This is a genomic window from Gluconobacter sp. P5B12, assembly GCF_018812035.1.
GTDB lineage: Bacteria > Pseudomonadota > Alphaproteobacteria > Acetobacterales > Acetobacteraceae > Gluconobacter.
On record NZ_JACRVV010000006.1, the window covers coordinates 1 to 22091 of the forward strand.

The 22091-nt window shown below is 53.2% G+C and carries 16 protein-coding genes and 2 pseudogenes; 11 read left to right on the plus strand and 7 right to left on the minus strand.

The window, feature by feature from the left end; genetic code table 11:
* A pseudogene (locus KP702_RS11010) lies at positions 1-265 on the plus strand (hypothetical protein); the annotation flags it as partial.
* Positions 266-477: 212 nt separating this feature from the next.
* Here the strand turns inward: KP702_RS11010 and paoC are convergent.
* From paoC to KP702_RS11040, 6 genes are all read right to left on the minus strand, one after another.
* Entirely contained in the window at positions 478-2682 is a 2205-nt protein-coding gene (paoC, locus tag KP702_RS11015; protein ID WP_202208006.1) for an aldehyde oxidoreductase molybdenum-binding subunit PaoC, read from the minus strand.
* The gene (locus KP702_RS11020) at positions 2679-3632 is read right to left on the minus strand and encodes a xanthine dehydrogenase family protein subunit M (RefSeq protein WP_202208005.1); all 954 of its coding nucleotides are present in this window, start codon (positions 3630-3632) and stop codon (positions 2679-2681) included. Before KP702_RS11020 ends, paoC begins: the two co-directional genes overlap by 4 nt.
* On the minus strand, positions 3629-4258 hold the full coding sequence (gene paoA / locus KP702_RS11025) for an aldehyde dehydrogenase iron-sulfur subunit PaoA (RefSeq protein ID WP_202208004.1): 630 nt from the start codon (positions 4256-4258) through the stop codon (positions 3629-3631). The genes KP702_RS11020 and paoA overlap by 4 nt, the downstream gene beginning before the upstream one ends.
* Positions 4259-4424: 166 nt before the next feature.
* Positions 4425-5576: a replication-associated recombination protein A gene (locus tag KP702_RS11030; protein WP_202208003.1), complete on the minus strand. Its 1152-nt coding sequence runs from the start codon at positions 5574-5576 to the stop codon at positions 4425-4427.
* A 202-nt stretch (positions 5577-5778) separates the two neighbouring features.
* Complete coding sequence (locus KP702_RS11035) at positions 5779-6771, minus strand: aldo/keto reductase (RefSeq protein WP_202208002.1); 993 nt, start codon at positions 6769-6771, stop codon at positions 5779-5781.
* 42 nt (positions 6772-6813) lie between these two features.
* On the minus strand, positions 6814-7641 hold the full coding sequence (locus tag KP702_RS11040; protein WP_202208001.1) for an oxidoreductase: 828 nt from the start codon (positions 7639-7641) through the stop codon (positions 6814-6816).
* 1284 nt (positions 7642-8925) lie between these two features.
* On the opposite strand from KP702_RS11040, the gene KP702_RS11045 reads away from it, so the two are divergent.
* From KP702_RS11045 to KP702_RS11055, 3 genes and pseudogenes are all read left to right on the plus strand, one after another.
* Positions 8926-10383, plus strand: a complete 1458-nt coding sequence (locus KP702_RS11045) for an NAD-dependent succinate-semialdehyde dehydrogenase (protein WP_202208000.1) — start codon at positions 8926-8928, stop codon at positions 10381-10383.
* Between the two features lie 29 nt (positions 10384-10412).
* A pseudogene (locus KP702_RS11050) lies at positions 10413-10916 on the plus strand (Lrp/AsnC family transcriptional regulator).
* Complete coding sequence (locus tag KP702_RS11055) at positions 10913-11788, plus strand: GNAT family N-acetyltransferase (protein ID WP_215768952.1); 876 nt, start codon at positions 10913-10915, stop codon at positions 11786-11788. Before KP702_RS11050 ends, KP702_RS11055 begins: the two are co-directional and overlap by 4 nt.
* A gap of 452 nt (positions 11789-12240) precedes the next feature.
* On the opposite strand, the gene KP702_RS11060 is transcribed toward KP702_RS11055, so the two are convergent.
* Positions 12241-13062: a MurR/RpiR family transcriptional regulator gene (locus tag KP702_RS11060; protein ID WP_202207998.1), complete on the minus strand. Its 822-nt coding sequence runs from the start codon at positions 13060-13062 to the stop codon at positions 12241-12243.
* Between the two features lie 315 nt (positions 13063-13377).
* Between KP702_RS11060 and iolC the strand changes: the two genes are divergently transcribed.
* From iolC to KP702_RS11095, 7 genes are all read left to right on the plus strand, one after another.
* On the plus strand, positions 13378-15300 hold the full coding sequence (iolC, locus tag KP702_RS11065) for a bifunctional 5-dehydro-2-deoxygluconokinase/5-dehydro-2-deoxyphosphogluconate aldolase (protein ID WP_252348679.1): 1923 nt from the start codon (positions 13378-13380) through the stop codon (positions 15298-15300).
* A 24-nt stretch (positions 15301-15324) separates the two neighbouring features.
* Complete coding sequence (gene iolD, locus KP702_RS11070) at positions 15325-17181, plus strand: 3D-(3,5/4)-trihydroxycyclohexane-1,2-dione acylhydrolase (decyclizing) (RefSeq protein ID WP_202207996.1); 1857 nt, start codon at positions 15325-15327, stop codon at positions 17179-17181.
* 45 nt (positions 17182-17226) lie between these two features.
* Positions 17227-18129, plus strand: coding sequence for a myo-inosose-2 dehydratase (iolE, locus tag KP702_RS11075; protein ID WP_202207995.1), 903 nt, complete (start codon positions 17227-17229; stop codon positions 18127-18129).
* Positions 18111-18911, plus strand: coding sequence for a 5-deoxy-glucuronate isomerase (iolB, locus tag KP702_RS11080; protein ID WP_202207994.1), 801 nt, complete (start codon positions 18111-18113; stop codon positions 18909-18911). Before iolE ends, iolB begins: the two co-directional genes overlap by 19 nt.
* 97 nt (positions 18912-19008) lie before the next feature.
* Positions 19009-20490: a sugar porter family MFS transporter gene (locus KP702_RS11085; protein ID WP_202207993.1), complete on the plus strand. Its 1482-nt coding sequence runs from the start codon at positions 19009-19011 to the stop codon at positions 20488-20490.
* 5 nt (positions 20491-20495) lie between these two features.
* Entirely contained in the window at positions 20496-21617 is a 1122-nt protein-coding gene (locus KP702_RS11090; protein WP_202207992.1) for a Gfo/Idh/MocA family protein, read from the plus strand.
* 30 nt (positions 21618-21647) lie between these two features.
* Entirely contained in the window at positions 21648-22046 is a 399-nt protein-coding gene (locus tag KP702_RS11095) for a tautomerase family protein (RefSeq protein ID WP_202207991.1), read from the plus strand.
* The last annotated feature ends 45 nt before the right edge of the window (positions 22047-22091 follow it).

Sequence of the window (22091 nt, forward strand, 5' to 3'; positions counted from 1 at the left end):
TCTCGGCGTTCTTGTCGGGGATGTTTCCCTGTTTGCGTCTCGTCAGACAGTCAGTCTGACCGCTCATCTGTCCCTGTCCAACCTGTCAGGCTGGCATGGGCTGGAATCTTCCACATACCGCTGGACAGATGGCGATGCGACGTTGCCGCTGCAAAGCGGAAATAGCAGCAGGGAACCGGGTATTCTTTCCATTCAGGTCGTGTCCAGCGGACCCTATCTGATGGAGGATCGCTCTGCTCTGTCCGAACTCCGTCAGGTCGGATAACAGCCTCTGGGTACTGATGGGGAAGCCTCGGCTTCCCCATCAGTCTTGAAGAAGACCATCAAGCCCTTAATGGCTCTCAAATGATGTTCGAACGCTTCAAACGACAGGCTGATTTGTTCTTGCGTTAGAGAGTAAAGGGCACTTCGGAAAGAGACATCAATCTGTTTGAACCACTCGTGGTTGGCCGGGTTGTGTAACTTTTACGGAAGTGTTCAAGTCATACGCGGTAGGTGAGCCAGATGCTTGTCTAACGTGACGGGGTAATCACGGACACGGACCCCTGTTGCATTATACACGGCATTGGCAATCGCTGCTGCCACGCCACAAAGCCCCAGTTCCCCGACCCCTTTTGCTTTCATGGGAGAGGACAGGGGGTCGACTTCATCAAGAAAAATCACGTCCTGATGAGGAATATCAGCGTGTACGGGGACTTCGTAACCGGCCAGATCGTGATTGACGAAGAAGCCACGTCGAGTATCGACTGCCAGTTCTTCCATGAGGGCTGCGCCAGCGCCCATGGTCATGGCACCGATGACCTGGCTTCGGGCGGTTTTGGGGTTCAGAATGCGGCCTGCGGAGCAGACGGCCAGCATCCGCCGGATACGGACTTCGCCGGTAAATCCATTGACACCGACTTCGACGAAATGGCTTGCAAAGGTGGACTGCTGGTATCGTTTGTCTACGTCAGCATATTCAATGGTGTCCTCGGCAACCAGTTCACTCTCATGTGCAGCCTGTCCAAGGGGGAAAACACTGTTACCGACATGGACATTTCCGCCTGAGAACTGCGCTTCGGCTGGTGGTAATCCCAGTTTCTCCGCAACATTTTCTCGCAGTTTGACGCATGCGGCATATACGCCCGCAGCCGAATTGTTGGCCCCCCACTGGCCTCCGGATCCTGCCGATACAGGGAAATCCGAATCACCAAGAATGACCCGGACCTGATCGATGCAAACTCCCATCATTTCCGCCGCTGTCTGGGCAAGAATGGTATAGGTGCCTGTGCCAATATCGGTCATGTCGGTCTCGACCGTCACGATCCCCTGCGAATCAAGACGCACGCGTGCCCCGGATTTTGTCAGGAGATTGTTGCGGAAGCCTGCCGCGACGCCCATGCCGATGAGCCATTCTCCCTCCCGCACGGATGCGGGGCGGGGGTTCCGACGGCTCCAGCCAAATTTCTCGGCTCCATGTTCCAGGCACTCGACGAGATGCCGCTGAGAAAACGGCCGTCCTAGTTTTTCAGGATCGACCTGCGTGTCATTCAGAATTCGGAAACGCACAGGATCCATGCGCAGCCGTTCCGCCATCTCGTCCATGGCAATTTCAAGTGCCATCAGGCCTGACGCTTCGCCAGGCGCCCGCATCGCATTCCCTTCAGGCAGATCCAAAACAGCCAGTCGCATCGCCGTCAGTCGATTGGCACCCGCATACAGCAGCTTGGTTTGATCTATCGCGGCTTCCGGACGCCCGTGAGGAAGATTGCCCGACGTGCTTTCATGGGCAATAGCCGTGATCCTGCCGTCACGATCCGTACCGATTCGGATGCGCTGGATCGTCGCAGACCGATGCGTTGTATTGTTCATGATAAAGGGGCGGGTGAGCGCAACCTTGACGGGACGTCCTGCAGCTTTGGCGCCGAGAGCCGCCAGCACGGCGTCAGAGCGCAAAAATAGCTTCCCGCCGAAACCGCCCCCGATATAAGGGGAATCAACCCGGACATTTTCCTTCGACAGGCCAAGGGCGGTCGCAATATCGCGCCGGTTCCAGGCAATCATCTGGTTTGACGTCCAGAGTGTCAGTTTTTCGCCTTCCCATGCGGCAAGTGTTGCATGGGGCTCCATCATGGCATGCGTCTGATCGGGGGTGGTGTACGTCTCATCCAAGCGCGTTGCAGAAGCCGAAAACGCCCTTTCAAAGTCTCCAACACGGTCCGCACGAGATCCATTGGCACCCTGCACCGGGCGAGCGGCATGTTGCGCCTGTTTCAAATCGAACTGACCCTCATCGTGGTCATATTCTGTTTCGATCAGAGCTGCTGCCGCGCGTGCCTGTTCGAAGGTTTCGGCCACCACAATCGCAGTGGCCTGATGGTAATGTGTTATGTCGGGTCCACCAAAGAGCTTTGCCGTATTCATGGGGCCATTTTTCAAGGCGGGCATGTCAAGCGTTGTGACAATTGCCAGAACGCCCGGTGCGGCTTTTGCATGGGCGACATCCATGCGGGTGATCCGCCCTTTGGCGAAAGCGCTCCCGATAATATAGCCGTAGGCCTGATGAGGGACGACGTCATGCCGTTCATAGGCATAAGGTGCGGTGCCTGTTGTCTTTAAACGTCCGTCAATGCGATCCAGGGGATGGCCGACAACATGTAACTGATCAATGGGGTTTTGACCTGCGGCTCTATCGAACTTCATGATGCCTTGGCCTCCTGAATGACGGCTGCCAGAGTGCGCTCCACCAGCGAAACCTTGAACGCATTCTCCGCAGTGGGGGAGGCACCTGCCAGAAGCTTTGCTGCAACAGCCTCCGACCCCTTTGGTATTTCTGAATCCGCAGCCTCGATACGCCACGGTTTCGGCGCGATGCCGCCGACAGCGACCCTGCCTGTACCATCTTCCTGGATGATGGCTGCAACCGAGACGAGGGCAAAGGCATATGAAGCCCGGTCACGGACTTTGCGATAGAACTGACGTCCTCCCACTGGGGGCGGGAGGGTTACGGAGGTGATCAGTTCATCCTGGTTCAGAGACGTTTCGATATGCGGACTTTTTCCCGGCAGATGGTGAAAATCGGCAATGGGAATACGACGCGATTGCCCATGGACGTTTATGGTCTCAACAGTGGCGTCAAGAAGACGCATGGCGACGGCCATGTCACTGGGATGCGTCGCAATACAGGCCTCGCTTGTCCCGATAATACCCAGCTGTCGGGTGACGCCCCCAATGGCCGCGCATCCTGCTCCAGGCTGGCGTTTGTTACAGGGCTGGTTCGGATCATAAAAATAGGAGCACCGTGTGCGCTGTAGCAGGTTGCCGGATGTCGTTGCCTTGTTCCGTAGCTGTCCTGAAGCACCTGCAACAAGGGCACGGCTCAAGACGCCGTAATGGCGACGAACCCGCATATCCGTTGCAAGATCCGTATTCCGGACAAGCGCACCAATACGGAGCCCCCCGTCTGGGGTGTCATCAATGGTGTCCAGACCAATCCGGCCGATATCGATCAGGTGTTCCGGCGTTTCGATCTGCAGTTTCATCAGATCAACGAGGTTGGTCCCTCCTGCAATGAAACGCGCTCCCGGTGTCCGGGCGAGGGCAGTGACCGCTTCGTGAGGTGTCCGGGCACGCTCATAAGTAAATACTTTCATGGTTGCGCTCCCGCGACTTCAGCCATGGCTTCTGCGATGTTCGAATACGCACCGCAGCGGCAGATATTGCCGCTCATCCGCTCCCGCATTTCCAGACCGCTATGCTCCATCGGTCCGAGCAGATCCTTCGTCACATGACTGGGAATGCCGCTCTTGATTTCATCAAGAACGGCAACGGCGGAGCATATCTGGCCGGGCGTGCAGTATCCGCACTGATAACCATCATGCTGAATAAAGGCGGCCTGCATCGGATGAAGATGCTCCGGGTCCCCGAGACCCTCGATCGTTGTAATGCTGTCTCCCTCGTGCATGACCGCAAGGCTTAGGCAGGAATTGATGCGCTGACCGTCCACAATGACCGTGCAGGCCCCGCATTGCCCATGATCGCATCCCTTTTTGGTGCCGGTCAGAAGCAGGTGCTCGCGGAGGGCATCCAGAAGTGTGGTTCTTGGATCCAGGCGAAGGCTGTGAGCGCGTCCGTTGACTTCGAATGTAACGTCCATGCCTTCGCTCACCTGTGTTTGAGCCTCAGCAAATGGTACGCCAGAGGCCATGATGGTTGCAGTGCTGCCTGCCAGAACCGTGCGACGGGGAAAGCGCGCTCTCTTAATCGTCTGAGAGGTCATGATCGGGTTCCTCGCTCGCCATTAAAAGCAGGTGGCACCAGCGTCATTCAGTGCTGACTTGGTGATTGGGGCATTCTATCGCCTGCTAAGCTAACGTATCCAGACCGCAGAGGTTCTGTTCAGATTGTTCGTTCATTCCGCATAAGCTTATAGACTTTATCATTAATCATTCTTGATTGTGGGCATTGCCTGTGAGGCGTTTCCAATAATCGTCGGCACGTTTTTCAAACGTTGCGGCATCGCGGGCATCACTTTGATAAAATGTCCCTTTAGGTATTGGAGAATAAACTTGCTCTACCCAGCCTCTGGGATCGTCATGTGGTAGGCGATACCCGATATGGCCGAGTGCTGCGGCTCCCTTGTAATGGGCGTCGCGTAAATGCAGGGGGACTGCCGCCGGAGGCTGAGTTGCGACATACTGTAGCGCACTTGAAATGCCTCGGCATGCCGACATTGATTTCGGGGCCCGTGCGATATGTAACGCTGCATGGGCCAGAACAATCTGCGCTTCTGGATAACCGATTTTCTCAACGGCTTGCGCTGCGGCAATCGCGGTTTGCAGAGCGGTGTTATCGGCAAGTCCTACATCTTCAGAGGCATGGATCATGATCCGTCGTGCAATATAGCGTGGATCCTCGCCTCCGTCGATCAGGCATGCCAGCCAGTAAAGCGTTGCGTCCGGGTCTGAACCTCGCATGGATTTAATGAAGGCCGAGACAATGTCATAATGCGCGTCTCCCGAACGGTCATGGTTGATGGGAGCCGCGGCATAGACTTCCTCAAGCATGGCATCAGTGACAGTCACTATCGCTTGGGTATGTCCTACTGCAAGGCTTTCAAGTGTTGTCAGAGCACGTCGCGCATCGCCGCCGGAACGTCCGGCGATCAGTCGGATCTGAGGAGGGGTTAGCGCAATCTTTACACTGTTGTTTTGCAGATGGGTTATTCCGCGTTGGATAACCAGTTCCATCTCCTCAATGTTCAGAGGCTCCAGTTTCAGAATTGTTGAACGAGAGACGAGAGCAGGGGTAAGGACGTGGTAGGGGTTGCCAGTTGTTGCGCCGATAAAATCCGCCGTGCCTTCTTCACAGATGGCAAGAAGGTCATCGGTCTGGGTTGCTGAAAATCTCTGGACTTTGTCAACGAAGATCAGAAGGGGAACCATACGGGCTTCATCAGCCAGCTTGCGGATATCCGAGACCCCGGCACGTGTAGCGTTAAGGGCCCGGAAATTCTTGCCAAGCATGTTGCCGACAGTGCGTGCGATTGATGTTTCGGCTACCGCCTCGATGGCTATAACCGGGGCACCGACAGTCACGACCGGCCGGGCGCAGGCATGGTGGCTGCTCTGCGGAGAGCTATACTAAACCGAATTTTGTACCCGTAAGACCGATTTCGTCACGTAAGTATTGGAGCAGGGACGTGTCAGGATTACCGTTCAGGTGGCCAGTTAAGGTTCGGGTACCAGCTAAGGGTACCCGGGCGGGATTACCACGGTCTTTTGTGAAAAAGTGGCCTTTTTACAGGCCAGTCATTTTTAGGACGGCTTCAGGCAGCCGGTCGCCCTGCACGATGATCCTTGCGGTTGCCGCGTCGATTTCCTGAAGATCAGATGGAGTAAGCACAAGATCGACGGCGCCAAGGTTCTCTTCCAAGCGTGACAGCTTTGTCGTTCCGGGAATAGGGGCAATCCACGGTTTCTGAGCCAGAAGCCACGTCAGTGCGACCTGAGCTGACGTGGCTCCTTTACGTTTGGCCACATCTTTTACAATACTCACAAGAGCCAGGTTGGCCTTACGTGCTTCTGGAGAGAAGCGCGGCACCAGATTGCGAAAGTCACCCGGCGGGAATTTGGTGTCCATGGTGATCTGGCCCGTCAGAAAGCCTGCACCGAGTGGACTGAAGGGCACGAAACCGATCCCAAGTTCCTCAAGGGCGGGGAGGAGTTCTTTTTCTGGTGCACGCCAAAACAGGGAGTATTCGCTCTGTACAGCCGTGACGGGTTGTACGGCATGAGCCTTCCGAATTGTTTTTACACTGGCTTCAGAGAGGCCGAAATGCTTGACCTTGCCCTCCCAGATTAGTTCTTTAACCGTATCAGCGACCTCTTCGATCGGCACGTCGGGATCGACACGGTGCTGATAGAACAGATCAATCCGGTCGGTCTTCAGGCGCATTAGAGCTGCTTCCGCTACAGCTCGGATATGCTCGGGGCGACTATTAACGCCACCAGAGCGCTGACCGGTTTTCAGGTTAATATCGAAGCCAAACTTGGTGGCGATAACCACCTTGTCCCGAATAGGGACAAGGGCTTCGCCTACCAACTCCTCGTTGACAAACGGTCCATAGGCTTCGGCGGTATCAAAGAACGTGACGCCATGTTCGAACGCATTGTGGATCAGTTTGATCATAGAGGCACGGTCAGTGGCTTCGCCATAAACCCCCGTCATCCCCATGCAGCCGAGGCCAAGTGTGGAGACTTTGAGATCCTTGCCCAATGTACGATATTTCATAGTAATCTGTCTCAATTGCTACTTAGGGAATACAAAGCGTAATCACGCAAAATCCGTGCTTGTGCTGACGGCTTTCCAATCATCGATTTCCTGAAGCTCGGTTTTGATGGCTTCCATGGCCCAGGTCACGGCATCGCTTCCAAGAAGAAGACTGTCAGGTAGCTTTGCTTTCATGACGACATCCACGAGAACATGAACGGCCTTGGCCGGGTCTCCCAATTCCTTACCGCTGGTTGTATCAGCGGCTTTGCGCCGGGGACCAACAGTTTCATCATAATCGGCAATGGTGTTTGCTGAGCCCTGCAGGGAACGACCCGCAAAATTCGTACGAAAGGCTCCCGGTTGCACAACCATAACCTTGAGGCCCAGAGGTGCTATTTCCTTGCGCAGAGTTGCGGAAATCCCTTCGAGCGCCAGCTTCGTTGCGGAGTAATAACCTGATCCAGGGCTAGCGATGCGAGGTGCTACCGATGAGACGTTTACAATTATTCCGGACCGGCGTTTACGCATACCGGGGAGGGCAGCTTTTATGATGTAAACCGGCCCGAAGACATTAGTGGCAAACAGAGCCGTTACGTCCGCTTCCTCGCCTTCTTCGATCGCTGCGCGATAACCGTATCCCGCATTGTTGACCAGTACATCTATGCTGCCGAACCGCCTCTCGGCAGCCTGTACGGCTTGTGCAATCTGGTCTTGGTTTCTCACATCAAGCGCCTGAGCCAGAGCATTGTTAGGATAGGCCTCAACGAGTTCTTTCAGGCTATCCGGGTGTCGGGCGGTGATGACGGCGTTATGACCGCGTTCCAGCACAGCCTGTGCCAGATCGCGCCCTAATCCGCTGGAACATCCTGTAATGAGCCATGTGGCCATTATATTTCTCCATCGAGCTCGAGCGTATCAGGGCGCTTGTGCTCTGTTTGTTTGCTGTTAGGGCAGGACTACGAGAGCAAAAGATGCCTGTTCTTTCGTAGTGTGAGTTCATGCCCAACGGGGTATGGCAGATAGATTATCCCGCATTATGTTTTGTGATTAGGCACCATAAAGCGGATGATATTATTAGTGTGTCTAATTAATAGCGCATAAAAATTTTAATGGTCTGACTCTGCGGATAAAATCTGTGCTCGATGGCTCAGCCATGGACGATACTAATTTTGTGTCTATAAAAATCTCTTGTTCTTTCTGGGCGGAGAGAGCCGATAGTTCGGGTTTTGGTTCTTCCTGTGTCGGGAACAATCAGTGAAAGATACTTGGGCGCGCATTTTACAAATCAATTGTCGCGCCAGATAACAGGCGCTGTAGGTGTCGGTTTCGATGAGTTTACGACCGACCTTGAGATTACAATTCAGGTTGAGGTTCTTGCGAACAGGGGAGGCATAGCGGGCATCTATGCAACCCATAACTGGGCGGCTCTGGTTCAGACCGCTAACTGCGCGTTGCTTTCAAAGATGCAGCTTTTTGGGAAGGTCTCGAAGATCTAGCTCCAGACAGCCAGTAAGGTCAAAGGATCGAGACGAGACGCCCTGCTGGACGTGCGTAATCTGGTGATAGGGTAGAGTCGGTCTACGAGGGCGGGTCGGCGGGGGAAGTGATTATCAGTCATGCCAGCTTTAGCGTTTTTAAAAGAGGCGTGCTGGGTATGAATGGAAAGTTAAGGCGTGGGAGAGTACGCTTGTTTGTGCATCGTGAAGTTTCAACCTTGGGGCGCAAAGGAGATTCTTAATGAAGCGTTGTTCTCCGGGAATCGTGGAGCGCGCACGCCAGAACGGCAGTGTTACTGACAGCTTGTCGTTCACGATGCGCACAGCGTCTGAGTTCTTCGAAGTTGACTGAGAAAACCCTCGAATGGGTTATCCGTTTTTATGGCGGTTAGCAGGGCGAGGCTATGGTGTGGCGTTTGACCGAATTTTTGAGTCTGCCGCGGCTTTGGCTCATTTGCGGATCCCGATTGCCCTCGGAGTTTCTTCTTGGTCAGAAAAAGAGGATTAGCTTGGCCTTCGCACGAACTGCAGATCCGGAACTATGCTGCTTTCTTGAGCGGTGCCCTGATCGTGTGAGCGGCCTCTGCGACAGGGTTCCACCTCCTGTTCGTCCTGTTCCAGCAGGCCCCAGAGTTCTTTGTCATTTGCCTGCGTCAATCTGTTCGGAGTTTTCGACATGACATTTTCCTTGAATGATCCAGATCTTTTCCGTCAGACCGTTTTTCTCGGAGGAGACTGGAAAGCATCCACGAGCGGTAAGACCCTGACGGTCGATAACCCTTCAACAGGTGAGATCATCGGCAGTATCCCAGCCTGCACGGCTGAAGAAACCCGCGCTGCCATTGAAAGCGCGCGGATTGCGCAGGGCAAGTGGCGTCGGAGCTCAGCCGCAGATCGTGCGGGTCTGCTGATGGCATGGTACCAGCTGATGCTGGACCATGCTGATGACCTGGCCAAGATCATGACACTTGAGCAAGGCAAGCCTCTAACAGAAGCCAAAGGAGAGGTTGCTTATGCTGCATCTTTCCTCAAATGGTTCGCGGCTGAAGCCGAGCACGTACAGGGCAGTGCACTGGTGCCGACAGCCGACCGCCGGGTCATCATCCTGAAAGAGCCAGTGGGAGTGACAGCGGCTATTACGCCCTGGAATTTCCCTCTTGCCATGATTACCCGCAAATGTGCCCCGGCTCTTGCCGCAGGGTGCAGCATGGTGATCAAACCGTCCGAACTCACACCGTATTCTGCTTTGGCTCTAGCCGTTTTGGCAGAACGCGCAGGCCTTCCAAAAGGGCTTCTGTCTGTTGTGACGGGCTATGCGCAAGAGATTGGCCCGCAACTGACTTCAAGTCCCGTTGTGCGCAAGCTGTCTTTCACGGGCTCTACGAAAGTCGGGTCGTTGCTGATGCGTCAGTCCGCGGACACGATCAAAAAACTCAGTCTTGAACTAGGCGGAAACGCTCCTCTCATTGTCTTTGATGACGCCGATCTTTCTGTTGCGGTGTCCGGAACAATGCTGAGTAAATTCCGGAACGCCGGGCAGACCTGTGTCTGCGCGAACCGCGTTTACGTTCAATCCGGGATTCATGATGCGTTTCTGGAAAAACTCGCAGCAGAGGTGATGACTTTGAAGACCGGCGACGGATTTGATCCGCAAACGCAGATTGGACCGCTGATTAATGAAGCTGCCGTTGCCAAGGTAAAGGAACATGTGGAAGACGCTTTGGCCAAGGGCGCTCGTATTGTTGGTAAACCACTGGACATTAACGGTCGGTTCGCCTCTCCCGTGCTGCTGGCGGATGTGACGTCCGAGATGCGGATTGCACAGGAAGAAACGTTTGGTCCGATCCTACCCGTGTTCCGCTTCGATAACGAGCAGGATGCAGTTCAGCAGGCCAATGCTACTCCTTTCGGTCTGGCGAGCTATTTCTTCACGAATGACATCGCGAGAGGTTGGCGGGTTGGCGAGGCTCTCGATTTTGGCATGGTAGGACTGAACACCGGTTCCATCTCCCTTGTGTCAGCACCTTTCGGGGGCGTGAAGAAGTCCGGGCTCGGGCGGGAAGGGGGCGCACTGGGCCTCGAAGAATTCTTGGAAGTGAAGAGCTTTCACATTGGACTGGCGACTGCACAATGACCGTCGTTGAAGAGAAAATGGCCTGACTTATGGCAATCGCGCCCAAGCTTGATCGTATTGATCTTAAAATCCTTGCTCAGCTGCAGAAGAACGGCCGGCTGACCAATGTGGAACTGGCAAACCGCGTTGGTTCTGTCTGCCAGTCCATGTCTGATCCGCGTCAAGCGGCTGGAAGCAGCCGGTTACATTGTGGGATATGGGGCGCAGATTGCCCTGCAAAAAATCTCGAGCGTCATGACTGTCTTTACAGAGGTCACACTGTCAGATCACAGAAGGGATGATTTTTTCGCTTTGAGACTGCAATGCAGAAAGTGGAATCTCTGGTGGAGGCGCATCTTATCAGTGGTGGGTACGATTACCTTCTGAAATTCATGGTCAGAAACATTGATCATTATCATGAAACAATCGAAGCTCTTCTGGATCAGAATATCGGTATCGAGAAGTACTTTAGTTATATTGTTATAAAATCTCCCATTCTGAAGCCTGCATTTCTGATCGAAAGTCTTACCAGAAACACGGAGCGTTCGTTATGAGCCTGGAAAATGCGAATGTACGTGAACAGACGGCCATTAACCTCCGGAGTATGACCGAGGAAGATCTGGGGGCTGCATCGGGTCTTTCAAAGGTATTGGGGTGGCCACACCGTCTTGAAGACTGGTATTTCATGCTGCGTCTTGGTCATGGGTTAGTGGCGACACTGGAAAGTGGAGAAATCATTGGCACCATTATGTGGTGGTCATTTGGGGAACGTCACGCCACAGTTGGGCTGATTATCGTCAATGGTGCATGGCAAGGGCACTGCATCGGCACAAACATGCTGACAACGGTGCGCAGGCTTCTTCCTGGCCGTTCAATATCCCTTAACGCGACGCCTGCTGGGCAGCCGCTCTATGAAAAACTGGGTTTTGTTCCGACGGGGATTGTGGAGCAGCATCAGGGTAATGGTGTGTCTTCTCCCATTATCGCTCTTGAGGCGGGCCAGCGGCTGCGGCCGGTTGTTCAGTATGATCTTCAGGATCTCATAACGTTCGACAGGGCCGCTACTGGGATGGATCGATCTGCACTTGTTGAAGAACTGGTGCAGAGCGCCAAAGGTGTGGTGATCGATACGGAAGAGGGGATCCGGGGATACTCGTTCTGCCGTCGGTTCGGGTGGGGATGGTTGATTGGTCCTGTTGCAGCGGAAACGACAGAGCAGGCTAAGGCGCTCATTTCTCATTGGATTGGTACGTATGGTGGAGAATTTATCAGAATTGATACGCCGACTTCATCTGGTCTCTCAGGCTGGCTGGATGAAATGGGGCTAATCCGCGTGGACGTCGTCAACACAATGTCGACCGAGCCTGTGGTGATCTCTGACAGTGCTCCGCAATATTTTGCTCTGACCAGTCAGGCTCTTGGTTAAGGATTATTGAAGTGTCTTTTGTGCTGAAATCTACTGAAGAGCGTGCACGTCTGTGGAGGCCAATGTTCGCTAGCGAACTGCCTGAGCTTGCGTTTCATGTTTGGCCAGAACCGGAGATCCGCAGAAGGTTCGCTATCTGGCCGCGTGGCAGCCACCGGAAAATCTGGCAGAGGTTTTTCCCAATCTTGAAGTGCTCTTTTCTGTTGGTTCAGGTGTGGATCAACTGGATGATTTTCGGGCTGACACAGATGTTTTTGCGTGCCTATTCCGGCAGAGAGGGGCGGTGTCTCATATAGAATCTGAACGCTGGATGCAGGGCAACTGAGCTAGGTTCTTTTTGGATGTGGCAGCCTTTGCTCTCGACTTGAGGTACATTCTTCTATCGTATCGGACAAATTTTTTGAGATCAGCGTTGTGTTATGAGATCCGAATTAAAAAATAGCGAAAATGATCTATAAATTCCTCCGGTAGTTTCCGATTGCCATGGCGAGCGTCATGATCATCACAACTGAAGCAGCATTGGAGCGGAATCCATGGAAATCGGCTTCAGTTACTTGAATCCATACTCCTGATTTCGGTATAATCGGGCTATTTTTATTGTCAGTCATAGAAACGATAGGCACTTTTCGCTCTTCGAATTTGGTGAACAGCTCTACTGTTTTTTGGGCATACGCTGCGTAGCTGATAATAAGTGCTGCATCTGACGGTGTTGCGGAAAGAAGTGCCTCGTCTTCCATGCCACTCTCCGTGCCAATAACCTGATGGGAAATGCCCATTTTTGTCAGTAGATAAGCGAAATAGCGCGCGACTGGCATAGAGCGTCTGAGGCCAAGAATATGAATGCATCGGGCATTCGCCAGAATATCGACTGCCTTATCAAGAAGGGCTGGGTTTGTCTTTTCCTGGAGGCTGTTCAGGGACGTAACTGCTGCGCGGTGGAAGCCGGTTAACAAATTAATTGTGGAATGTGCAGTATCGTCAGGGCTCTGCAGTGCCTGCAGGCGCTCAGGGTAGGATGAAGCTAATCCGCGAAGCCTTTCCCTAAAAATTGCCTGGAAATCTGAATACCCTTGAAAACCGAAAGTCCTTGAGAAGCGGACGACCGTAGAGGGCTGAACATTGGCATGATGCGCAAGAATGCTGACGGTCCAGTGTGCAATGTCGTCAGGATTGCTGGAAACCACATCAGCAAGCTGTTTTAGGCGCGGGGGGAGCGAAGTATAGCGTTTTCCCAGTTCATCGGAGAAAGTTTGATACCGGTCAGTCATGGTCATTTAGTCAAGCCTTCCTTGCCATCTTATGTGCATTGTTAAGGCGATGGTTTTTCCGCTGGGAAATCTTAGACGAAAGCTATGAAAACGTCTGCATTTCCAAAGAGAACATATATTCCATACTTACTGAAGATTGGGCTCTCAATCTCACAAAAAGACGGAACAATGAGATATATAACATGATACGTATGACATATATCATCATAAAGTGATATATTTAACTGAGAATCAGATTGCAGGCTCATCACAGAGTGTGGGAATAGAACAAATATTCCGCATGTCGGGGAATGTTCAGACACGATGAAGGTGGATCCTGCGATGTCTACAGATCTTGATGTTATCACCATTGGTCGCGCGTCCGTGGACCTTTACGGACAGCAGATAGGTAGTCGGCTTGAAGACATGGCCAGTTTTAGCAAGGCGGTCGGGGGGTGTCCGGCCAATATTGCAATCGGAACGGCGCGTCTTGGATTGAAATCCGGCATCATTACCCGCGTCGGGAACGAGCATTTTGGACGCTTTATTCAGGAGCAGATGAAGCGTGAAGGTGTGGCGATTGAAGGAATTCATACAGATCCGGACCGGTTTACTGCTTTAGCGATTCTGGGCGTCAAAAATAGGGAAAGTTTTCCGCTACTATTCTATCGGACAGATTGCGCAGATGCTGCATTGAATGAAGACGATATTGATCCGGCCTTTATCCAGCGCGCGCGGGCAATTGTCGTAACCGGAACACATTTTGCCCAATCTGGGTCTGCCGCAGCACAACGTAAGGCAATGCGTCTGATCCGACAGGCCGGTGGTCGTATTGCTTTCGATGTGGATTATCGGCCGAACCTCTGGGGACTGGCTGGGATCGGGGACGGCGAAGCCCGCTACGTTCGTTCTGAGAATGTGACATCTCATTTGCAGGACATTCTTCCGGATTGCGATCTGATTGTTGGCACGGAAGAAGAGCTTCATATTGCGGGTGGTAGCGAAGAGACGTTGGAGGCCATCCGGAATATCCGTTCGGTGTCAGACGCCACGATTGTTTGCAAGCGTGGGCCTATGGGATGTGTCGTTTTTGACGGCGAAATACCTGGCAGTCTTGAGGAAGGTATCAGCGGCCCTGGTTTTCCTGTGGAAGTCTATAATACGCTTGGCGCGGGGGACGCATTCATGTCCGGCTTCCTACGTGGCTGGCTGAAAGATGAGCCCCTATCGGAATGCTGCCGATATGCAAATGCCTGTGGTGCTTTTGCTGTTTCGCGTCTGCTCTGCTCGTCTGAAATCCCAAGCTGGAAAGAGCTCGAATATTTCCTTTCACACGGATCGACTTACAGGGCCCTGAGATATGATAAAGCTCTGAACCATCTTCATTGGGTTACAACCCGCACAGAGCAAGCCTTTCCGGTCATGGCCTTGGCCTGTGATCATAGGGTTCAGCTTGAAGAGATGGCCACCGCAGCCGGAGCACCATCCAGTAGGATTGCCCGTTTCAAGATCCTGGCTGTCGAAGCAGCGGCGAAGGTCGCGAAGGGGCGGGAAGGTTTCGGGGTCTTCATGGACGGTCGGTATGGTCAGGATGCTTTGTTCCAAGCGGCGGAAAATGGCCTCTGGACAGCACGTCCTATTGAAAAAACCGGCTCAAGGCCGCTGGATTTTGAAGGGCAGGGCAGCTTGGGTACGTCGCTCATCGAATGGCCGAAGGATCAGATCATCAAATGTCTCTGTTTTTACCATCCGGACGACAGCGACGATCTGAAACTCCGGCAGGAACGTGAACTCCGCCGCGCTTATGAGGCATGTCGTTTGCAAGGGCGGGAGTTGTTGCTGGAAATTATTGCTGGAAGGCACGGTGAACTCAAGACGGATACTGTCTCTCGCGTGCTTGAGCGGCTCTATGACATCGGCATTCAGCCAGACTGGTGGAAACTGGAGTCACAGCCCTCCGAAGCTGCGTGGAAAAAGATCGGCGAGGTTATTGAACAGCGTGATCCGTTCTGCCGGGGCATTTTGCTTCTCGGACTGGACGCTCCGGTCTCGGAACTTGAAGAGTCATTCCACAAGACGACAGCAACACCCTGGGTCAAGGGTTTTGCAATCGGGCGGACCATTTTCAGTGACACGGCCCGGGCGTGGTTGGCTGGCCAGATGTCGGACAATGAGGCTCGTGACGAGTTGGCGCGTCGTTTCGAGCATTTTGTAGTGGCTTGGCAAAGCAGGGGGCGTCCTCTGCCTCATCAGAGTGCAGCCTGAGCGAATGCCCGGAAGGATATCCCCATGAAAACGATACGCCTGACTATGGCTCAGGCATTAGTGCGCGCCATGGCCGCACAGAAGACTGAAATAGATGGCCGAATAGAGCCGTTTTTTGCCGGAGTATGGGCAATTTTCGGGCATGGCAATGTGGCGGGCCTCGGAGAGGCATTACACGAGGCCAAGAATGACCTGGTTACCTGGCGTGCCCATAATGAGCAGGGTATGACGCATATTGCGACGGCCTTTGCCAAAGCATCTCGTCGGCGCCGTGCGATGGCCTGCACGAGTTCTATTGGGCCTGGTGCCTTGAATATGGTGACGGGGGCGGCTGTGGCTCATGTCAATCGCTTGCCGCTGCTGCTTTTACCAGGCGATGTGTTTGCCAATCGTATTCCGGATCCTGTGCTTCAGCAGATCGAGGATTTTAGCGACGGTACAGTCAGTGCAAATGATGCGTTCCGGTCAGTGTCGAGCTATTTTGACCGTATAACACGGCCAGAGCAGATCATCCCGGCGTTCAATCGTGCCATGACGGTTCTGACTGATCCTGCCGAATGCGGTCCAGTCACACTATCTCTTTGTCAGGATGTTCAGGCAGAAGCCTTCGATTATCCGGAAAGCTTCTTCGTCGAGCGTATTCACCGTATTCGTCGGGTTCAACCTGATGAACGTGAGTTGATGGAAGCGGCGGAGCTCATCCGTGCATCCAGTAAACCGCTGGTGATTGCAGGTGGGGGAACCCTTTATTCTGGCGCGGAGCAGGCGTTAGCGGAGTTCTGTACCCGACATGGGGTTCCGTCTGGCGAAACTCAGGCGGGGAAATCCTCTCTGTCTCCTGATCATCCGTTGAATATGGGAGGTCTTGGTGTGGCTGGTACATCTGCAGCCAACGACCTTGCGGAAGAAGCGGATCTTATTATTGCTGTCGGGACCCGTCTTCAGGATTTTACTACGGGGTCCTGGGGGATGTTCCGTAATCCATCCGTAAAGATCGTGACTTTAAACGTGCAGGTAGCCGATGCGACCAAGCATCTCGCAACCCCACTTGTGGCGGATGCCCGCGTAGGATTGCGGGCGCTGGAAAGTTATCTTGCAGAATGGAAAGCTGACCCTGACTGGATGCAGAAGGCCAGAAACGCTCTTGCAACATGGTCTGAGAGCTCTCTGGGCTATCAGGCCGAGCCCTCTGTCAGGCAGGAAACCCTACCCAGTGATGCACAAGTGGTGGGGGCGGTGCAGCGCATGGCCCAGCCGAGCGATATTGTTGTGTGTGCTGCCGGAGGATTGCCAGCGGAGCTCCAGAAGCACTGGCGTCCCGGGATGCCAGGTGGATACCACATGGAATACGGCTTTTCCTGCATGGGGTATGAGCTGGCAGGTGCGATTGGCGTGAAGATGGCGGAGCCTGACAGGCATGTGACTGTTATGCTCGGTGATGGTTCTTACCTCATGCTAAATTCCGAAATCGCAACTTCCGTGATGCTGGGCCAGAAGCTGACGGTCGTTCTCCTTAATAATCAGGGTTATGGCTGCATCAATAGGCTTCAGCAGGCAGTCGGCGGTGCGCCGTTCAATAACCTTCTGGAAAATTGTACACAGGTCGTGACGCCGGAAATTGATTTTATCCAGCTGGCGCAGGGGCTTGGTGCCCGCGCAGAAAAAGTCTCGGGAACTGCGGAGCTTTCGGAAGCCGTGCAGCGGGCAAGAACTGCAGATCGTACAACAGTGATCGTTATTGATACTGACCCCAAGGCAATCACTGATGACGGTGGAACATGGTGGGACGTTGCGGTCCCGGAAGTGTCATCGCGTGAATCGGTTCGGGATGCGCGTGCAACCTATGAACGCTTGCGCATGGGACAGCGCATCGGAAACTAAAACTGCACAGGATGTGTGGCCTTCAGGGAAGGCCGGGAGTCTTCAATGTCTGTTAGAATTGGTGCCAACCCGATCATCTGGAGTAACGACGACATGCCGTTTCTGGGTGGAAAAATTTCTCTGGAAACCTGTCTTTCCGAAGCGCGAGAGGCAGGTATTGAAGGAATGGAACTAGGGAACAAGTTTCCCAGAACGGCGTCTGAACTGGAGACAGTGCTCACGTCCTATGGCTTGAAGCTGGTTTCCGGATGGTATTCGACAGAGCTTCTGATCCGGAGTGCCGAAGAAGAAATTGAGCGCATGCAGCCGCATCTTCAGGTTCTTAAGGCGCTGGGTGCTCCCGTTTTTATCGCCGCGGAAACATCTAATGCCATTCACTCGGATGTCAGCATTCCGCTTTCCCGTCGGCCTGTTCTGGAAAATGAGGCGTGGCTGGAATTCGGACGCCGCATGACGCTCATGGCGGATGCTGTCGCTGCTGAAGGCCTGGATTTCGTTTATCATCATCACATGGGCACTGTTGTGCAGTCCCGGCAGGATATCGATGACTTGATGCGTTTGACAGGGCCGTCCGTAAAATTGCTTCTTGATACCGGGCACGCTCTGTGGGGAGGTTCAGATCCTGCAGAACTGGCGAAAGTTTATCGTAATCGTATCCGGCACGTGCATGTGAAGGATCTGCGACCAGAAAAGCGAGCCAAGGCGGATAGGGAAGACTGGAGTTTTCTGCAGGCAGTCATGGGAGACGTTTTTACCGTTCCCGGAGATGGTTGTATCGACTACGCCAAGGTATTTTCGGAAATCCCTGAATATTACGGCTGGGTCGTTCTTGAAGCCGAACAGTATTCGGAAGAAATCAGCCCTCTGACTTACGCTCGGATGGGCCGGAATCATCTGGTGAATATCCTCTCACAGACGGGGCACATGTCATGTCTTCGCGCCTCCTGATTCACGCTCACCCTCGCGATGAAAACTGCCGGATCATCAATCTGACGCCGGAGAAAGCGGGTTGGGACTACATTGGTTTTGAAGTGATGTCACTCAAGGCTGGTGAAACGGTTTCTGAACCTACGGATCGTACTGAGGTCTGTCTTGTTCTCGTGAGCGGTCGTGCACGTATCGAAGGTGCGGAGCAGGATTTCGGTTTGATTGGAGAACGGATGAGTCCATTTGATGGGCTTCCATGGTCCGTATATCTTCCTCCGGGGACAATCTGGCGGGCGGAAGCCGAGACGGATGTTGAATTGGCAGTTTGCCGCTCACCCGCGTCCGGCAAATACCCTGCACGGCTTATTCCTCCCGATGAGGCTGGCGAAGTTGCTCGCGGAACCGGGACAAACGAGCGGTTTATCCGGAATATCCTGCCGGATACTGCACCAGCGGAAACGCTTCTGGTCGTAGAGGTAATTACCCCTGGTGGCCACTGGTCCAGCTATCCACCACACAAGCATGATACAGACGATTTCCCCAATGAGACCTATCTTGAGGAAACGTATTATCATCGCTTGAAACGGGGAAGTGGCTTCGCTTTACAGCGTGTTTATACCAAAGACGGATCGCTGGATGAGGCCATGGCCATATCCAATCGCGATACGGTTATGGTTCCGAAAGGGTATCATCCTGTCGGGGCGCCGCATGGTTTTGACCTTTACTATCTCAATGTGATGGCCGGCCCGCGTCGGGCATGGAAATTCTCCATGGATCCAGACCAGGCACACCTTCCATATTGAACGATAAAGAAAGCCTGCAAGGCAGGTTTTCAACCAGGAACGATAAAGCCAACCAGTCACCAAGAGAGAAATGCTTCTTAGTGATGGAGTAGAAATCATGGCAAGTATCAAGGATGTCGTGTTCGTTCAGTCTGAGCGGCATGACGTGAAATATGTGCTTCGTATCTGTGCCGTTGCAGCGCTTGGGGGTATCCTCTTCGGATATGATACTTCCGTCATATCCGGCGCCATTGACTCACTTCGCGACTATTTCCATCTGTCTCCGGCAGAGACAGGGTGGGCGGTCTCGAATGTGGTTGTTGGATGCATCATCGGTGCAGCCCTGTCTGGCTGGATGGCGCACAGGCTGGGTCGGCGCGTAACGCTTTTTGTGTGCGCCATTCTGTTTACGATTTCGGCGCTGGGTGCCGCGCTCGTTGATAGCTTCATGTGGTTTGTTATTTACCGCATGATTGGTGGCATTGCAGTGGGTGTGGCTTCGGCAGTCTCTCCGATGTACATGTCGGAAGTCTCACCGAAAGACATGCGCGGTCGTGCTCTGACAATGGAGCAGTTCGCTATTGTTTTTGGGCAGGTTGTGGTCTTCATCGTGAACTATCTGATCGCGAGAAGTGCGTCGACCGAGTGGTTGAGAGACGTTGGCTGGCGCTGGATGATCGCCTCGGAAATCGTACCCTGCGTTATTTTCTGCGCTACGATTTTCCTGATCCCGGAATCTCCCCGTTGGCATGTTCTGCGTGGCCGTGACGAAGAGGCACTCAAGACCCTGAAGCGGATTTCCAATGAGCAGCATGCTCAGTCTCTGCTGGGTGAAATTCGTGAATCTGTTGCCAATATCGAAATGGATGCCCGAAATAGCGTCTCTGTATTGAAACGCGACGGAGCCAAGTGGATCATTTTCGTAGGCGCCATGATTGCTCTGCTGCAGCAGCTCACAGGCGTTAATGTCATCATGTATTATGCTCCTATGGTTTTGAAGACAACCAGCGGTGGCATTCAGGCGGCACTCTTCCAGACGATCTGGATTGGTGTGGTCTCAGTCTGCGGTGCGATACTTGGCGCGTGGATTATTGACCGAAAGGGGCGTCTACCCTTGATCCGTGTAGGATCGGTTGTCATGTGCATTGGCCTGCTGACAGTTTCCTGGGCTCTCTATACCCAGACGACAGGGTTGCTGGCGCTGGTTGGTATGCTGGTTTTCATGTTTGCTTTCGGCATGTCTTGGGGGCCGGTAACATGGGTTTTGGTCGCCGAAATTTTCCCAAATGCTATTCGCTCCATTGGTATGAGTATTGCCGTTTCATGCCAATGGACCATGAATTTTGTTGTCAGCCAGACATTTCCGATGCTGAGTGAAAACAAGTTCCTGAACGAGCATTTTCACGGAGCATTCTCCATGTGGCTCTTCGCCGGATTGTGTCTCGTATGCATGTGGTTCGTGCTTAAATTTGTTCCGGAAACCAAAGGCGTTTCTCTGGAAAAAATCGAATCTGTCATGCTTAGTCGTCGTCCGGGTGGTGCACCAGTAACTGTGCCGGTAAGTGCGCCGATTGCTCCTGCCGTATCTGGTCAGGAGTAAAGGTTGTGAATACATTGAGGATTGGCCTGATTGGCACGGGTTTCATGGGAAAAGCCCATGCCCTTGCTTATCAGGCGGCTGGAAACGTTTTTGACGACATTTCCCGGCCCGTTCTTCATAAGATCGCCGATATTGATGGAGAACGCGCACGCCTTTTCCAGCGTCAGTTCGGTTTTGCGTCCTATACCCAGGATTGGCAGGAGCTCATTGATGATCCATTGATTGACATCATCTCCATTACGACTCCGACACTTTTACATCGTCAGATGGCACTGCCTGCTATTGCTGCGGGCAAACACGTTCACTGCGAAAAGCCATTGTCTCCTACCGCGTCAGAGGCGTGGGAGATTGTTCTGGCGGCTGAAAAAGCAGGTGTGAGGACACAGAGTGGTTTTAATTATCTTAAAAACCCGCTGCTGAAATACGCACGTGATTTCATCGAGTCAGGGGAGTTGGGAGAAATTTACGCTTTTAATGGCATCCACGCAGAAGATTTCATGTCGGATCCCTTGTCCCCCTATAGCTGGCGATGCGATCCTGCGGGAGGGACGGGGGCGCTGGCAGACGTGGGAAGTCACATTATTTCCGTTGCACGGTTTCTGTTAGGACCCATAACGTCGGTCTTTGCCCAGTTGGACACGGTAGTGAAGAAACGGCCTGCCTTTGCCGGGGCGTCAGAGCTCAGAGACATTAATATTGATGACGTGGCTAGAATGATTGTCACGTTTGAGCGTGGATGTTCCGGAACTCTTCAGGCCAACTGGCTTGCGACAGGACGGAAAATGCAGCTGGAATTTGAAATTTCCGGCAGTAAGGGAGCATTGTCATTCACTCAGGAACGCATGAATGAACTGCTCTATTATAAGGCTGGTGAGGATAGCCGGACAAACGGTTTCCGGCTGATCGAAACTGGCCCACAACATCCGCCTTACGGCGCATTCTGCGTCGCGCAAGGCCACCACCTTGGCTTCAACGATATCAAGACGATCGAAATGGCAGAATTTATTCGCGCCATTGATCGTGGCGAACCCAGCACTCCAGATTTCCGGGAGGCATGGGAAATTCAGAAGATCATCGATGCTGCTGTTTGCTCACATCAGCAAAGGCAGTGGCAGACGATTTCCTGATCCGTTTCAATTAAAACTGGAGAAAATACCATGCCATTACTTCACTTTCATATGCTTGAAGGCCGCACGGATGCGGAGATCAAGACGCTTCTGGATGCTGCCCATGAAGCGATGCTGGAAGCCTTTGAGGTCCCGCGTGGAGACCGCTATCAATTGGTTTCTGAGTACAAGCCTTCACGCATGATCGTGGAAGATACGGGTCTTGGAATTCCGCGGACTGAAAAAGTTGTGGTTGTTCAGATGTTCAGCCGGCCACGCGGCGAAGAAAAGACGGCATTATTCTACAAACTGCTAACAGAACATCTTGAACGGGAGTGCGGAATTTCTTCGTCGGACGTTATGGTGTCCGTGGTTGAAAATCAGGATGCGCACTGGTCCTTTGGGCTGGGAAGAGCACAGTTTCTGACGGGGGAACTCGGAGGGAAATAGTCTTCACCTCCCATAGCTCTAACCAAACCTTGATCAGAGGACAGG